Source organism: Bacillus sp. V33-4 (assembly GCF_002860225.1).
Taxonomy (GTDB): domain Bacteria; phylum Bacillota; class Bacilli; order Bacillales; family Cytobacillaceae; genus Bacillus_BJ; species Bacillus_BJ canaveralius.
In genome coordinates this window covers 15,857-30,981 of the sequence record NZ_PGVC01000059.1, presented here as the reverse complement: position 1 = coordinate 30,981, position 15,125 = coordinate 15,857, and the positions used below count along the sequence as shown (strand labels likewise).

The following is a 15,125-nucleotide window of genomic DNA, read 5'->3' as shown; positions in this document are numbered from 1 at the left end:
AAAACCGTTCCAATCCCAAACACGACAATGTAAAGCCATGAGTAAACAAATTGGACGATTGAAATGAAATTGTGCATGTATTATCAACTCTCTGTTGGATTTTATTTGCCTTGTAGATGTTAACTACTGAACCGACGTCTTCTTTCTTTTATCGGTATGAAACCATCATAATTGTAATTGTTTTTTAGTTGGTCGTTACTTATACCCTAAATATTTTACATGTAACTGAAGATATGGCTTTGCGGCGAATTCGTTTTAATACTTTAACAAGAAACATTTATTTGAAATAATTTACGATTTCTTAACACACAAGTCAATTTCACAAAGTAACAAGCTAAACCGAAAAACGAATGAAGTTGTCTAGATATACAGGAGTATGCCGTAGGAAAAATTAGGTGAATGAGCTTGGGAAAAGTCCCTCATCCAGGTGATGAAGAACAAAATTAGGTACGTCAGATAAGGAAAAGTCCTTCATCCAGGCGATGAAGGACAAAATTAGGCAAGTGAGCTTGGGAGAAGTCCCTCATCTCTTGGATTGCCGCCAATGTCGTATTCTTCGATCATATGAAGATTGCCATCCCTCACCCCGCCCTTCTGATTCTCCGTTTCAAATAAGTGACCGCAGCCTCTTTGATGTCAGCCTTGTGCTTGCGGTGAATCAACAGGGTAATCTGAACAAATATAATTGGCAGGGTATGTTTTTTATATACAAGATACCGTGATTCCCACAGCGGTTCGAATTTATTTTTATATTCATAGAGCCCTTTAAAATTGTACAAGTAATTGCCTCTTTTATAGATGAACTGTCCGATCAACTCGGCCAAGTTAAACCTCTCTGATTCTCCTAAATTGGCTAGTGGCGACATTCCCAGGCTGCACCACTCATAGCCCTGTTCCTTACACCAGTTAAATATTGATACAAACAGAAAATCCATCGTTCCGGACGGGCTGTCCTGCAAGTAGCGCATTAAATCGATCGTAATTGTCCGATTCTTCAGTTGCTGGTTACATGCAAGCGTCGCAAAAGCAATGATTTTGCCATCTGGACCCGCAACAATAGCCAGCGGAAAACGGGCAAGATAATTTTCGCAAAAAAAACCGACCGAAAACCCCTTTTCTTTCCGATTGCCGAGCCAGGAATCCGATACGGCTTTTAACTCATTTTTTAACAGTGCTGAATGCGGCGGAAATAAAACAGAAAAACGGTAACCGTTCCGTTCGAATTTATTGATCGGCGTTCGAAGCCGCGTTTTCTTTTTCCCGACCGTCGAAAACTCCGGTATGCGAATTCTCGCTTCTTCGCCAACCTTAACCGAATGGTATCCCTTTTGTATATAATCATCTAAAAAACGTGGAGAAACATGATAAAAAACCGGCTCATTACCTGACCGGTAACAAAATTGTTTAAATTCCTTTATTGCGTCTTTTATGAATGATTCTTTCCCAACCGGGTCCCCTAAAACGACGCAAGTTTTGCCTACCTTTTGATAAGTAAGCAAAACTTGTTCATTTTTCGCCCAATAAAACAATTTGTCATTTAAAAAGCTTAAATGAGAGGTATGATTACCACCATATTTTTCTAGAAACGTCCAAATTTCATTCAAGTCCGTTTCATTTTGAACTGACCCGATAACTCGATTCTCTTTAACGAAGAGATAGACAGTAATTAAAAATAATAATGACAAAGAGTAAACAAGGAGCATATGTCCCTCCGTAAAGCTAAATTTCCAAAGTCATTCTTTTACAATAATTTGCTTAATGCCTCTTCAATTCGTTCACTTGAAAAGGGCTTGACAATGAACTCTCTCGCACCTGCCTGAATGGCTTCGACCACCATATCCTGCTGCCCCATTGCCGAGCACATAATGATTTTGGCATTAGGGTCGATTTTTTTAATTTCTTTCACTGCATGAACGCCGTCCATTTCCGGCATTGTAATATCCATTGTCACGAGGTCCGGTTGAAGCTCTTTATATTTTTCAACGGCCACCAGTCCGTTTTCAGCCTCACCAACAACTTCATGTCCTGCTTTAATAATCATATCTTTTAGTAACAATCTCATAAATGCTGCATCATCCGTTATTAAGACTTTTGCCATAAAAAAGTAAAAACCTCTTTCTATTATATATTATAGTTCTTTCATTTTCTGCATTTTGTGAAAAAATAAAAATCGTGTTATCGCGTTCATTTCTTGGACAATCACATCAATCGAGTAAAAAATAAATGATGAGATTCCCCTTTTCTTTAAAAGTAACAACAAACTGGATTCCCTTCTTAAAACCTGATATTTTGGAATCCCCTTCCATGATCGTCGGAGATGTGATATCCAGTGAAATTCCCTGTTGAAATACGTTTGCGCATAACCCTCCTGAGATCATATTACCAAGTTCACCGGCAAAAGATTTCAACATCTCTCCCTCCATCGGCATCCCATACATGGCTTCTCCAAGTGAACCGAATAACTCCTGATCACCTTTATAAATAATCTTTCCTTTCAGATCACCTGTAAGTCCGATTAACACACCAAATTGAAGGTTTAGATAGTTTTCCAGACTTTGCGGGCTTCCTTTTTCATAGGGGACGGGAACGACATGGTCTAATGACGAAAGCATACCATCCATAAGTATGGAAACCGGCTGGGATTGTGTAAGATTCATTCTGTGTATTTCCTCCAATTAATAAATATTTGACGCTCATATAGAGCTATCGACAATACACTACCTCTATTCAATTAGGCAACCCCAATCCTTCATTCATCGGATTGGGGTCAACTATCTATTATTCTATCATATTTAGTTCACTTTAAAACCGGATACCGACTGGTTCAGCTCCTCTGCCAGCTGGGCAAGAGATTGGGCAGCTACAGCTGTTTCCTCATGAAAATAATAGAAAGAAAAATCCCCATAAAAAAAACGACCTCATTGCTGGTCGTCTTTTGTTATAGCTCCTAGTCCCTCTAATAAAATTTTAGCATCAGAATTCAGGTAAAGAATGACATCTTTGCGCAACAGCAATTGCGCTTTATCCTTTATACTAATCTTCAGCCCTCTCACGTCAAATCTTGAGGCGTAAGCGTTTATTGAATTGATAGCCCCCAATTCCTGGCGTGTCAGTGGTTTATCTTCATTATCCAAACTATTAGTTAAGAATTCGAGTAATTCCCTGGCATTACTTTTCAGGAGATTTTTATTCTGATTAAGAATTGTTATGTTGGCTTCGATAAGCTTTCTTGTTGAAATAAGATCCAGATCCTCTACACTTTTATTTATTTTCGAAATTAACTCAGAAAGCTGCATGATCTCTTCTCCTCTATTTCTTGTTAACCTGGCTACTTTGGCTTGACTATACTTTCTTAATAATCATATAATTCCCATGTCCCACCACTGTATTTGGAGTCTCGTATCCAAAAATTCGGGCAGCTTCCCGTGAAATTTCAACCAGTACACTGTTTTCCCTGACAAGAAACACTTCGCCTTCACATGAAGTATCTTTTCGTTCAAAAAGAATCGTGTCGCCTTTCTTCGCTTTTCCCGATTTTATTCTTTCCACCACTAACTCTCTCCCTTTTTTATGTGTTAATGTTGCATTCATAAATTCAAATCCGATTTTCTTTTTTCCAGCGTATAACGATATTTGAAGGGATATTTAAATCCTCTTGTATTTCCAGGATCGTTGCTTTTGGTTTACGTCTTAAATAATGTTTTACTTCGCGAAGTAATACGCTCTCCTGTTGGGCGCATTTAGCGCAAAGCTGTTCGGCTGTTCCGGAATGTACAAATATTTCATGACATTGAATACAATTAATTAACTCCATTTATCATCGCTTCCTCACCTATGATTCTTTAAGCTTTAAAACTAAGAAGTTACGTAAATTGAATAATTGTACCCGTAAGCCTCGCTTAAATTTTTATACAAAAAAATCCACCGAAAAAGTTGGTGGACTTGTTGTATAAATGGTTTTCAAGCACCATTTACCGATGATTTTTCCCGAACTTTTTGGCAACCCGACTATCCTAGTACGATGACCTTAGACTCGTGGCTTTGCGTCCTTGTCTTTCAACAAGTTTGCCGTTTTACATTTGATTAATATGATAGTAAAACTTTAGAAGGGAAATTTCAACATTTTTCGCCATTTTATAACAAAAATAGGTAATTATACTCATGCCTTAGGATTCATTTATATGATAATTAAATTTCGCCGGAATATCCTTACAAAACTCAATCCGACCTTCTATTTTTTCGTTAATCCTGTTCGGGAATCAATTACTTCTACCAATTTCCCGACAGTCTGTCAATAAACAACTGTGTCAGTCCTTTTTTCGCACTGACGCTATGTAAACATATTTAAATAACATCAGTAGTTTTGAGAAGATTGTCCCTTCTTCTAAAATACCCAACACCTACCACTAAAATGACTAAGACAATTGGAAGCCACGTGTGGATCTCGTCGACTAAGCCGGGAACGACAGAATGAAGAAATGCTTCTATTGTTTCGTCTTCAATCATCATTTCTCCCGCAGTATATGCCAACAGCCCGGCACCAGCATAAATGATGAACGGGAATTTTTCCATTACGCGCAATAATAGCTGGCTGCCCCAAACAATGATTGGAATAGAAATTAAAATACCAACCAAAATCGGGACGAATCCATGTGCGACACCCGCTAATGCCAAGACATTGTCAAGGGACATTACGGCATCTGCGATAATGATCGTTCTCACAGCCGCTGCCACTGTTGCGCCACCGGCTTTGTGTTCTTTTTCTTTTCCGGCTAGCAACTTATAAGCAATCTGAAGCAATAAGAGTCCACCAATGAAAGATATAAAAGGTATTCCCAATAACCAGACAATAATTGCAGCGAAAATTAACCGTAAAATGATCGCGCCCAGTGTACCCCAAAATATCGCTTTTCTCCGATGTTCGGGTGGTACATTTCGAGCGGCCAGCGCAATAACGATTGCATTATCTCCGCTTAAGATCAGATCTACACCTATGACTTTTATAAGTGTTGATAGTTCCATTCCCAAGAATTCCACTGTCATCCCCCTGACAAATTGTGATAAGTTCTACTGCCCTAGTTTTTATCTATTTCAACATTTTAAACCGAAATTTCGAAAGAACATTCTCAGGTTGGTTTATCGGTAGATCGTACATATTTTATAAAAGGTGATGTAGTGAAAGCTAAAACCGGCTACAGTTCAACTGTATGCCGGTTTTGGTAATTATATCTATTGTTTTAGCCATTCGTATTTTAATGGAGATTTACGACCTTTTCCATATATTGTTCAATGTCCCTGTCATTAAACCAATAATAGGTTTCCCTTGGATTTGGATCATTCGTGTCATTCACTTTGTAGTGATTGAAATGACTAAACCAAATCCGGTACGGTACGGGCTGTCCACCATCATCATAATCATGATCCGATTGGATTTCATCGATTACGCCAGTGGACCCCTTTTTGACAACACCGTTATTTAATTCAAGGTCTTCCTTTGTAATAAAAGTATCACCCAATTGATATTGCATATTGTTCGCTCCTTTTCATTTTTCGCTACATTTTTTCACACAGTGATAGGGTTTACTTACTGAGAGGCTAATTATTCTTTTTACGAATGCTTGTTAATTAATCTTCAAAAATATCTCAAGTTAGAGCTGAATCCATTTTAACCCGTAAAAGGGGTCACCCCATAAAGTCATGTAAACTGACGTTGAGTGCCCCTTAGAATGATTTAATTACAACTTCCATGATGATTTGGACAGCCTGTTTCTTCGTTTTCAACCTGTAACGTGCTGTGTTCGATTCCAAAATCATCATGGAGGATCGACTGTGCCTGGAGCAAAACCGTATCATGGACACCGTCTGCATCAATGGCAATGTGGCAGCTGAGCATCGGCATCCCTGAAGTGATCGACCATATATGCAAATCATGAACTTGATTGACATTAGGAATAGTTAATAAAGTGGCTTTTACTTTTTCTGCTTCAATCTGTATTGGTGTCCCTTCCATCAATACATGTATAGAGTCTTTCATCACTCTCCAACCGCTAACAAGAACAAGAACCGCAACAATGACGCTGGCAATCGGGTCGGCAATCCCCCATCCAAGGAAATAGATGAGCAGTGCAGCGACGATAGCTCCAACCGAACCGACCATGTCACCTATTACATGAAGAAAGGCACTTCTCACGTTTAAGTTTTCATCTTTATCAGCTCTCATTAGTATCCATGCAGCTACTATGTTTACCAATAATCCAGTAAATGCGATGGTTAACATCCCTAAGCTTTGCACTTCAGGAGGATCAAGAAATCTTTGAATTGCTTCATTAAAAATATAGAGCGAAATAAGAATCAGAGTTAACCCATTTAAGGCAGCTGCAATGATCTCAAATCGTCTATACCCGAATGACTTGGTTCTGGTTGCCTGCCTTTCACCTAGTTTTATGGCAAAAAAGCTTAATCCCAGTGCCGCTGCATCGCTAAGCATGTGACCTGCATCCGAAAGTAAAGCGAGGCTATTCGTTAAAATTCCGCCAATTACCTCAACAAACATGAAGGTTGCGATTAATAAAAAAGATAAAAATAAAGCTTTTTTATTTTTTGTCTGCCCATGAGAATGTCCGTGTCCGTGAGAATGGCCATGGTGGTGACCCATAAGAACCCTTCTTTCTATATATGAGTATATGCTCATATATATTATATATGCAATCCCGATTTTATCGCAACTGTTTTTTGTACAATACCACAATTCTTTTCGCATTATCCCCCTTGATCCTTAGCGTTTTAACAGCGTATCGTTTGAACAAAAAAGCTTTAACCACTGAATAGAAAAGCATAAAAAAGAAAAGCTTAACTGAAAAGCTTCTCTAAGGGCTGTTAATATGATTAATGATGTCGTGCGTGATCAATCGTTTGCTTTAAGACATTCATAACGTGCTCGTCATTACATGAGTAAATCATCGTGGTACCTTCCCGGCGGGACTTCACCAGTCGCAAATTTTTAAGAAATCTTAATTGATGTGAAACGGCAGACTGGAGCATGTTCAGGTTTTCAGCTATTTCATTAACGGCATGCTGTTTTTGGTACAACAAATGAAGAATTTTTATTCTTGTAGGGTCTGATAAGGCTTTGAAAGTTTGAGAAACAATAAATAATGTTTCTTCATCTAAAGAATCTTCAAAACGCTCGTTGTTTATTTCACTTTTTTCGGATCTTTCCATGGTCCACCTCGGCGGAATTCTTTTGCCAATTATTATAACATAGAAAACCGCTGCTGTTGATGTTCAGCGGAACACGCTGCAGCAATGATTGTGGCATCAGCATGGGAATAACAAATTTTTCACGTTTTTGCCCTCATTTATTATTGAATGCTATTAGAGACAGATAGCTTGAACAACAAATAGAACAGTCATTAAGAATGATAACACTACTGGGCCTTTCGAAAAAGTGCGTTGCCTAAATCTTAGGCAACGCACTTTTTAGTTTCTTATATTTTAAATTTCTTCAACATATCCTGCAGTTCTTCTGCCATCAATGCAAGTGCTGTTGATGAACAAAAAAAACAACCCATCGTTATTCATAGCAATGAATGTTAAATGAGTTGCAATAAACGGCACTAAAAACACAATTAAGGAGTTTCATCGTCTTGTAAAATCTGTTTGAAATAATTTTGAACCTCCTGGATCTTTAGTTTTGAGATATGGGCGGTTTTATTGAAATTCGAAAAATGAGCAATGTAGGACTCACCCATTACTTCTATTTTGATGATTTTTTCCAAATTAACCAGGAAGGAACGATGTGTTTTAAAAAAGACAGGTTGTAATCGAACTTCAAGTTCCTGCAGCGATTCGTTTGTTTCAAACCGATCATAACCTGTATATATAACCGTTTTTCTTCCTTCCTTTTCAACAAATAATATATCATCGACCGGTAAATATAGGTGAGCGTTCATCGTTCTAACTGTTAACGTTTTCTTTGAGTCATTTGTCATTGTTGAAACGTCTTTTTGCATTTGCACTAATTTTTTGGCCTTCTCAAGAGCTTTAAAAAATCGTGTTGTATCTATTGGCTTTATCACGTAATCCGTTGCTGAGATGTCAAACGCATCTACCGCAAACTCTGTGTGACCGGTTGTAAAAATAACAGCTAAGCTTGGGAAAAGTTCTTTCAGTGATTTAACTGCATCCAAACCATTTAAACCAGGCATATCTATATCAACTATTATAATATCCGGTTTTTTTGTTAATACTAACGGAATTAATTCTGTTCCGTTGGGTGCTTCTCCAATGATCCTAAAATCAGGAACCAATTCAATATAGTGATTTAGAATCTCTCTGGCTGTTGCGTCATCATCTGCAATTACGATACTAAATTGGTTCATGTCAAAATCCCCCTACAGCATCTTAAAAACATCCATACCATTACTTAAGCAAAGCGATGAGTTACTTAAAAATATCGGGTCCCAGAATATCAGGCAATTGAATAATTTCAAAGATGTCTCTCACTTGTGGAGCTACATCAGAAATAGTTATAGCAACTTCGTCTTTTTTTAATGTATCAATTAAATTGATGAGCAATCCAATTCCTGTCGAATCGACGAATGGAACATCAGCAAGGTTTATATCAATTGTCTTAAAAGATTGTAAAGATGGAAAAATTTCTTGATCCATCATTTCAGTTACTTCAATATCTAGATCTCCAAGAAAGTAAATAACAGCATTCTCATCATTTTCCCGGTTAATGTTAAATGTAAACATCTGATTTATTCCCCTTTATTCAAAACAATTCTATTGTTTTCATCTAAAGCTGCTTCTATACGTTGCTGGTCTTCCATAAAAGTATGCTTTACTTTTCCAATTTGAATGGTCGTTCCTTCTCTGGCTATCCCAATTTTGATTTTCTGATCACTCGGAACAGCAATCAGGCTTGTCACTCCACCGTCTGAACCGACCTCTTTCACAGAAGCTCCGAGCCCGGCATGTACTTCCCCGCCGCGCAGGACGCCCTTTATTTGAAGCTCGCCTCCACAATGTATTTTTGAATTATAGCACCCCTGGCCTTTTATGGTCACGTCTCCACTGCAATAAATAAAGCTGTTTAATGTATATTTCAGTTCAATAAAGCAATGATCTTTTTCTGATACCTTGTACTCTTCAATAATATTTTGAATATTGTCATATTGTTTATTTAAGTAATCCTTGGAATGCCATGCATTAGGCACTGAAGCAAGCAAGCATAGCCGTAAAGATTCTGCTAAATTGTGAAACTCCGAATCAAGATTGTTGTTTCCACTGTTGCACAGCTCAATATATTCCTTGGTTGCTGCAGTTAAATTTTGATACTTTTTCTCTAATAATATTCTAATTAACGGATGCAAACCGCTTTTAGAATGATCTGATATTTTAAACGCCGGCACGGCTAATAATTGATCAATAGAAAGCATGAATTTTTTAAGATCCGGTTCAATAACAGTTAATAAATGCACAATTTGCGAGACCAGGATGTTCGTTTTTCCTGCCGATAACGTACTGCCGATCACATTTTGATTGATGATAATCGAATTTTTCGACGTAATTATTGCCCTATTAGCGTTATTATTTACGTTTATTACTCCATCTGCTTCTACTCTCATATTTTCCTCAACAGAGCCCAATACATCAATATCCCCTTTAAACCGCAGGTTTCCTGTTGACATATTGACATCTCCATGATGAACCATCTTTTGCACAATACTAACCTTTACTAATTGTCCTTTATGGTCTATTTTTGGTCTGCCTGTTTCTGTCGCGACAATCTTTGTTTCATTTTCGATCAGGGCTGTACCATAACCCGTTTGTACAAGGATGGGGGCAGTCTGTTTAGCAGGGATCGGCTCATTTGTTACTGTGTTGCCTGGAATACCTGGAACAGGAGGATGGATGATCGCAATAACCTGTCCCTGGTTTACCATCGGTATATGTTTAAGTTCTCGAAAATCAACGGTTCCGTCTTCTCTTTCTTTCGGACCCTTTAAAATCTCTTTATCTTCGATGACCAGTTGTACGGAACCATTTTTTCCTTCCTTCGGTTCAGTACCAGCTGCGATAATGTAATCTCCAATGTCTTTGGCTTCGACAGCTGACATAATGGCATTATGGATAAATCCATGAACCACCCTTAGCGAGTCAAGCTTGTCCACCACATCTTTGTAAGTTAATGTATTTTGGATTTCTATAGACTCCTCTGCGTGCAGTTCAATGTGATGGCTTGGTTCCACGTCCTTAAGGGTTCGGGTGATTTTAGCTCCCGGTTCAATATGTAGCTTAACGTTTAACTTCGTCTTATCGAATTCAATATGCCATTTTGTTTCCCTATATTCTTCGTCCAATTTCACTTCATATAAATCATTGCCGGTCACAACCCCAATTCCGTCAACCTTTTCTTTGTTCTTATATAGATCGATTCCTTTCGCGACCGAAATGGTTGGATAGGTCAAGTTGGAAGGTTGGCCAAAAATTCTCCCTCCCTTTACCCACACCTTGCCTGCATTGGCACTCATTGCTTCTTCTTGAAACGGAACAACGTCATTGTTTGTTTCATTATTAACTACATTATTTGCAGGCGGGTCGAGCTGGTCAATCATATCCTCAATATTTGGCTCAGCGGATGTTTCTGCGTCCATTTTTTCAGTCTTGGTATGTGTTAGTTTTACAACCGCAGGTTTTGACCGAAAAAAAGACTTTGTCTCCTGCTGGATGATTTCTATCGATACATCCTCACGGGTGGCATTTAAAATATCCAAACCAAGGTTAATGGCTTCAATGACATCTTTTCCTTTTGAAATGATTGTTTGTGGCATTGTGTGATCTACTCCTCTGTATTTATAACGGGAGAATTAAAGCTAGAAATATCACTTTTTTCCTCTTGAATTCTTAAAGAAACCATTGTTATATCGTCCCTTTGCGGGGTTCCCTGTGTAAACTCTTCAAGTGAATCCATGATGGACTGTTCAAGTGCCGCCACCCCTTCGTCCATATTCTTGAACAAAGTTTCAACCAGGCGTTCTTTTTTGTATTGTTCATTATTCGTATCGGTCGCTTCAACAATACCATCGGTGTAGAAGAAAACTGTATCATTGTCTTTTAACTGGATTGATTCTTCGACATAAATATGGTTTGGGAGTCCGCCGACCATAATTCCGGATACTTTAGGCAATTCCTCAATCACTTTTTCTTTTCCTTTTATATGAAGCGGCATGCTATGCCCAGCACTTGCATATGTAAGTGTTTTTGTGTTAGGGTCCCAATCTGCACAAAATAATGTTACAAACGACCTTAGTGAACGCAGATCATTACAAAGAGCTGTATTCATGGCAGTTAGTGTTTCCCCCGGCCCTTTTGTACTCTCCGATGCACTGCGAAAGGCGCCGCGCGTTAAGATCATTAGCATCGCAGCTGGAATCCCTTTCCCCATCACATCTCCGATAACAATTCGAATCTTCCCATTCACCAGTGGGTAAAAATCATAGTAATCTCCGCCAATTAATCTGGCAGGAAGGGAGGAGCCTTTTAGCTCTCCCCCACTTAATTGAGGAGTTGGACCATTCAGCAATTTAGCTTGTATATTCCGTGCCATATTGATCTCTCTTTGTAACGTTTTATCCATGGAAACACCATCATTCTCTGGTTTATCTTTCACTGATGATGCTTGATGAGACATCGAAAGGTGATTTAAAAACAACTAAACGACCTCCCCTTGATAGACTTCTAAAATTTTGTATAATCCAACTGTCTCAAAAACTTCATCTGTCAATTCATCCATGCCTTGAAGTATTAATTTGAACTTTTTTTCATCTGATAAATAGATCGCACTCATGATCGAGCCAATGCCTGTTGAATCGATAAATTCTAATTCACTAAGATCCAAAACCAATGCTTCTATATCTTCAAGGCCCTCTAAATAAGGATTAATAATCCTGGTTGTTGATATATCCAACACGCCGTTAATTTTCAAGATCACTTTTGAGCCCTGTATTTCCTTTTTAACACTTAAAGACATCACAATGCCTCCTCGTTACAATTTGAATTTTGCCATATAATCAAGCAGTTTATTAGATATATCGGATAGTTCACTTGATTGTCCATGCAGAGATTGCAGCAAGTCAGAAAGAGTAATCGTGACGTCTGTTGTCGCAGCTGTACGGTCATTTGCTACTTCTCTCATCGCATCTAAGCGATCAAGGATATATTTCACTTTCGGATTATCTTTAAATGAATCAAGTATCTCTACAATTTCATCCATAAATGATGTAATTTCATACAATTGATCCCTTGATTTCATTGTTGCTTCCGTTGACAATCCATACATTTTTTCAATGGATTGAGATGCTTCAGCTTCCAGCAGGATTGAAAGACGCTGTGTTTTGGTTGCTTGCTCTTGAGTATCTTTGATGAGTTTATTTAGTCTCTCTGCCATTCGATTCGTACTATGAGATAGCTGCTCCAATTCACTTCTGTCATTCACTTCACTTTTTGCTGTTAAATCTCCCGCTTCCAGCAGCTTAATTTGCTGAATGATTTTTTGAATATTTTCATAGATACGATTGAAAAATCCAAATGATAATAAGAAAAGACCGAGCAACGATACTAATCCTGTAACAAACAGAATGATCGAGTGACGGTAGAGAGGATCCGTCATTTCTGCATAATCGAGGGCGATATAGATCACTTGATTATTTTTTATCGGTATAAAAAGTTTTAAAACTTTTTCACCCTTAATGTTTTGAACATAACTGTGTTTTTCTGGATAATTCGCTAAATTCTTAAGCAATTGAATATCTTTCTTTGTTTCAAACTTAAAATGACCATGAACCACTTTTTTCATTGGAGGCCAATATTGTTCCGCCAATTCCGGGTTTTCAAACACTTTAGGATCTAAGACAGCAATTTCTTTGATAAAGGAATTCTCTTTGACCATTGTTTCAATCCAGGAATCGGGTCCTATGTCTTGCGTGAATTGATATACTTCATTCGCTTCAATATACGGATTTACAAAATAATCCGTTCCTTCCGGATGGTAGTAAGCATACTTAAAAAATAAAGGTTGGTCTTCATAAGTCCCGGACATCATGATAGGCAGAACCAGCAAACCTTTCTCCGTATAGGCACCAGGCACGGTCGGATCTTTGCCGTTCAACATATCATCCGATGCTTGATAGACGATTTCACCAAAATTCTTTGTACTAAACCCTATTTCTTTTTGGTCTGTAGCTTTTACAGCCACAATATCATTGTCTACTCTTGTAAAAATAGTTAATCCCGAGAGATTTAACTTTTCTTTTATTTGGATAAGTTCTTCAGTTGTAATATCTTCAGCCTTTTCCTTACCCAACATATCACCAATATGTTTAGCATAACCAAACATTTTCAAATCAATTTGGTGTTCAATACTTTTCGCTGCTAAATCTGTTTCTTCTATCCCCTGGTTTATACTATCAGCTATCAATGATGATTGGGTGTCTATTTCATAATCAATTTGTTTATCCATAAAGTATAACTGTATTCCACCAGATAGGACGGTAATCAAGATAAGGACGGATAAAATCCGGGTCAACAGTTGTTTGCGTAGTGACGTTTGTTTCATTACAAGGAAACTCCTCTTTATCATTAATGTTTTATTTTGTTAAAGCTAATTTACGAAGTGATACTTTATCGGTCTTCCCCTGAACGATCGGAATTTCGTCTATAAACTTAATTTGGTCAGGTACCTTATATCTTGCAATATTTGCATGGCAATAATTGATTAGTTCCTTGACATCGATATCATCTTGATCTTTGACAATGTAAGCTACAATTTGCTCCCCGTATACAGAATGGGGTACTCCAACAACAACAGATTTTTGTACACTTGGATGACTGTTTAGAAACCTTTCAATTTCACCCGGTATAACTTGTTGCCCGCCTTTTTTAATCATGTCTTTCTTTCGGCCGATAATTTCGATTTTCCCATCAACTGTTACCTTTGCTAAATCTCCTGAGTAAAACCAATTATCTGAGTAAACTTCTGCTGTCAGGTCGGGGCGTTTATAATAACCCAAGAACTCATTTCCATTTTTAAAAAGAAGTTCTCCGATCCCGTCATCTGATTGTGCCACCGCTTTATACTCAACATTAGGAACGAGAGACCAATTTAGACCCTCCCGTATATCTTTTTCCGTATACATGATGCAGCCTAATTCTGAAAACCCATAAAATCCTCTCATCAAGCTTCTTGTGTTTGAAACGGAAGCAATAAAATCATCTGAAATCGCTTCACCAGCCAGGGTGATCAACTCCAATGGCTCTAATGCTGAACTTCCGGAACTTTTACAGAATAAGTCCAATGCTCTAAATAACGAAGGAGTGGTAATTAATTTTCGACACGGTTTTTCTTCAACCAACTTTATAATGTCTGGAAAACTAAAAGACTCTGTCATGACGATGTGATATTGGGAATGCAGGCTTGACAACAACCAGCAAAGCCCAAATAATCCAGACGCAGGAGCCATGATAAACACATCATCTTCTTCGGAAATTTCATTCACGAAACGGTACGATAGATCTGCGGTTCTGACAAGATTCATGTCACATACAATCCCCTTTGGTGTACCTGTACTTCCAGAAGTGCATCCAATAATGTGAATACCCTCATTTTCCAAGGGGCGTGTTTCTCCAAAAATCGTGTTTATTTCCCAGGAAAGATTGTCATCAGATTCAAAAATGTGCGTTTCTTTACCACTTGAATCAGCCCACGAATTTACAGCTGCTGCTAAATGAAAGCCCTGGTGATTTTTTACTGTAAATACGATATGCGGATCTGAAAAATCTAAAACTGCGAGTAAGTCATCTTTTCTTAGCAGGGGACTTAACGGAATGATGATGCCTCCTAATTTACTAATCGCAAGGACTATCGATATGAAACTATCTACCTTTGGTACAATGACAGCTACTTTTTTATTCTTGATTTCACCTAATGGCTTCAACAAATCTACATATCGATTGACATCATTATGGATATTCAAATATGTATAATCAACGCTCTGGGTGGATAATATCGTTTTATTCAAATCTAGTTCTTGTTCAAATATCCATTCATAAAAATTGTTCAT

Annotated in this window: 17 protein-coding genes and 1 riboswitch; all 17 genes read right to left on the bottom strand. The window is 38.0% G+C overall.

Going from position 1 to position 15,125, the window contains the following annotated elements; all coding sequences use genetic code 11:
- Positions 1-581: 581 nt before the first annotated feature.
- Positions 582-1,703: a phosphatidylglycerol lysyltransferase domain-containing protein gene (locus CVD23_RS18975; RefSeq protein WP_101666849.1), complete on the bottom strand. Its 1,122-nt coding sequence runs from the start codon at positions 1,701-1,703 to the stop codon at positions 582-584.
- 38 nt (positions 1,704-1,741) lie between these two features.
- Positions 1,742-2,098: a response regulator gene (locus tag CVD23_RS18970; protein WP_101577014.1), complete on the bottom strand. Its 357-nt coding sequence runs from the start codon at positions 2,096-2,098 to the stop codon at positions 1,742-1,744.
- A 106-nt stretch (positions 2,099-2,204) separates the two neighbouring features.
- Entirely contained in the window at positions 2,205-2,657 is a 453-nt protein-coding gene (locus tag CVD23_RS18965; RefSeq protein WP_101577015.1) for a chemotaxis protein CheX, read from the bottom strand.
- Between the two features lie 261 nt (positions 2,658-2,918).
- The gene (locus CVD23_RS18960; RefSeq protein ID WP_101666848.1) at positions 2,919-3,296 is read right to left on the bottom strand and encodes a hypothetical protein; all 378 of its coding nucleotides are present in this window, start codon (positions 3,294-3,296) and stop codon (positions 2,919-2,921) included.
- A gap of 46 nt (positions 3,297-3,342) precedes the next feature.
- The gene (locus tag CVD23_RS18955) at positions 3,343-3,549 is read right to left on the bottom strand and encodes a YkvS family protein (protein ID WP_257988600.1); all 207 of its coding nucleotides are present in this window, start codon (positions 3,547-3,549) and stop codon (positions 3,343-3,345) included.
- Between the two features lie 46 nt (positions 3,550-3,595).
- Positions 3,596-3,814: a hypothetical protein gene (locus CVD23_RS18950; RefSeq protein WP_101577018.1), complete on the bottom strand. Its 219-nt coding sequence runs from the start codon at positions 3,812-3,814 to the stop codon at positions 3,596-3,598.
- Positions 3,815-3,995: 181 nt separating this feature from the next.
- A riboswitch (cyclic di-GMP riboswitch) is annotated at positions 3,996-4,080 on the bottom strand.
- Positions 4,081-4,344: 264 nt separating this feature from the next.
- Entirely contained in the window at positions 4,345-5,043 is a 699-nt protein-coding gene (locus CVD23_RS18945) for a TerC family protein (RefSeq protein WP_257988599.1), read from the bottom strand.
- 209 nt (positions 5,044-5,252) lie between these two features.
- Complete coding sequence (locus CVD23_RS18940; protein WP_101577019.1) at positions 5,253-5,528, bottom strand: hypothetical protein; 276 nt, start codon at positions 5,526-5,528, stop codon at positions 5,253-5,255.
- Between the two features lie 203 nt (positions 5,529-5,731).
- Positions 5,732-6,655: a cation diffusion facilitator family transporter gene (locus tag CVD23_RS18935; RefSeq protein WP_101666847.1), complete on the bottom strand. Its 924-nt coding sequence runs from the start codon at positions 6,653-6,655 to the stop codon at positions 5,732-5,734.
- A gap of 230 nt (positions 6,656-6,885) precedes the next feature.
- Positions 6,886-7,221, bottom strand: coding sequence for an ArsR/SmtB family transcription factor (locus CVD23_RS18930; RefSeq protein ID WP_101577021.1), 336 nt, complete (start codon positions 7,219-7,221; stop codon positions 6,886-6,888).
- A gap of 407 nt (positions 7,222-7,628) precedes the next feature.
- Positions 7,629-8,381 carry a LytR/AlgR family response regulator transcription factor gene (locus tag CVD23_RS18925; RefSeq protein WP_101666846.1) on the bottom strand — a complete coding sequence of 251 codons (753 nt, stop codon included), beginning with the start codon at positions 8,379-8,381 and terminating at the stop codon, positions 7,629-7,631.
- Positions 8,382-8,442: 61 nt separating this feature from the next.
- Positions 8,443-8,757 carry an STAS domain-containing protein gene (locus CVD23_RS18920; RefSeq protein ID WP_101666845.1) on the bottom strand — a complete coding sequence of 105 codons (315 nt, stop codon included), beginning with the start codon at positions 8,755-8,757 and terminating at the stop codon, positions 8,443-8,445.
- Between the two features lie 5 nt (positions 8,758-8,762).
- Complete coding sequence (locus tag CVD23_RS18915) at positions 8,763-10,838, bottom strand: FapA family protein (protein WP_101666844.1); 2,076 nt, start codon at positions 10,836-10,838, stop codon at positions 8,763-8,765.
- Between the two features lie 8 nt (positions 10,839-10,846).
- Positions 10,847-11,698: a PP2C family protein-serine/threonine phosphatase gene (locus CVD23_RS18910; RefSeq protein ID WP_101666860.1), complete on the bottom strand. Its 852-nt coding sequence runs from the start codon at positions 11,696-11,698 to the stop codon at positions 10,847-10,849.
- Between the two features lie 21 nt (positions 11,699-11,719).
- Entirely contained in the window at positions 11,720-12,037 is a 318-nt protein-coding gene (locus tag CVD23_RS18905) for an STAS domain-containing protein (protein ID WP_101666843.1), read from the bottom strand.
- A gap of 15 nt (positions 12,038-12,052) precedes the next feature.
- Entirely contained in the window at positions 12,053-13,621 is a 1,569-nt protein-coding gene (locus CVD23_RS18900; RefSeq protein ID WP_101577026.1) for a HAMP domain-containing protein, read from the bottom strand.
- A 31-nt stretch (positions 13,622-13,652) separates the two neighbouring features.
- The gene (locus tag CVD23_RS18895) at positions 13,653-15,125 is read right to left on the bottom strand and encodes a class I adenylate-forming enzyme family protein (RefSeq protein WP_101577027.1); all 1,473 of its coding nucleotides are present in this window, start codon (positions 15,123-15,125) and stop codon (positions 13,653-13,655) included.

Coding starts and splice junctions, on each gene's coding strand:
- CVD23_RS18925 (WP_101666846.1), bottom strand. CDS start 8,381: ATGAACCAATTTAGTATCGTAATTGCAGATGATGACGCAACAGCCAGA.
- CVD23_RS18900 (WP_101577026.1), bottom strand. CDS start 13,621: ATGAAACAAACGTCACTACGCAAACAACTGTTGACCCGGATTTTATCC.
- CVD23_RS18935 (WP_101666847.1), bottom strand. CDS start 6,655: ATGGGTCACCACCATGGCCATTCTCACGGACACGGACATTCTCATGGG.
- CVD23_RS18970 (WP_101577014.1), bottom strand. CDS start 2,098: ATGGCAAAAGTCTTAATAACGGATGATGCAGCATTTATGAGATTGTTA.
- CVD23_RS18915 (WP_101666844.1), bottom strand. CDS start 10,838: ATGCCACAAACAATCATTTCAAAAGGAAAAGATGTCATTGAAGCCATT.
- CVD23_RS18895 (WP_101577027.1), bottom strand. CDS start 15,125: ATGAACAATTTTTATGAATGGATATTTGAACAAGAACTAGATTTGAAT.
- CVD23_RS18975 (WP_101666849.1), bottom strand. CDS start 1,703: ATGCTCCTTGTTTACTCTTTGTCATTATTATTTTTAATTACTGTCTAT.
- CVD23_RS18950 (WP_101577018.1), bottom strand. CDS start 3,814: ATGGAGTTAATTAATTGTATTCAATGTCATGAAATATTTGTACATTCC.
- CVD23_RS18945 (WP_257988599.1), bottom strand. CDS start 5,043: ATGACAGTGGAATTCTTGGGAATGGAACTATCAACACTTATAAAAGTC.
- CVD23_RS18940 (WP_101577019.1), bottom strand. CDS start 5,528: ATGCAATATCAATTGGGTGATACTTTTATTACAAAGGAAGACCTTGAA.
- CVD23_RS18960 (WP_101666848.1), bottom strand. CDS start 3,296: ATGCAGCTTTCTGAGTTAATTTCGAAAATAAATAAAAGTGTAGAGGAT.
- CVD23_RS18905 (WP_101666843.1), bottom strand. CDS start 12,037: ATGTCTTTAAGTGTTAAAAAGGAAATACAGGGCTCAAAAGTGATCTTG.
- CVD23_RS18910 (WP_101666860.1), bottom strand. CDS start 11,698: ATGTCTCATCAAGCATCATCAGTGAAAGATAAACCAGAGAATGATGGT.
- CVD23_RS18920 (WP_101666845.1), bottom strand. CDS start 8,757: ATGTTTACATTTAACATTAACCGGGAAAATGATGAGAATGCTGTTATT.
- CVD23_RS18965 (WP_101577015.1), bottom strand. CDS start 2,657: ATGAATCTTACACAATCCCAGCCGGTTTCCATACTTATGGATGGTATG.
- CVD23_RS18930 (WP_101577021.1), bottom strand. CDS start 7,221: ATGGAAAGATCCGAAAAAAGTGAAATAAACAACGAGCGTTTTGAAGAT.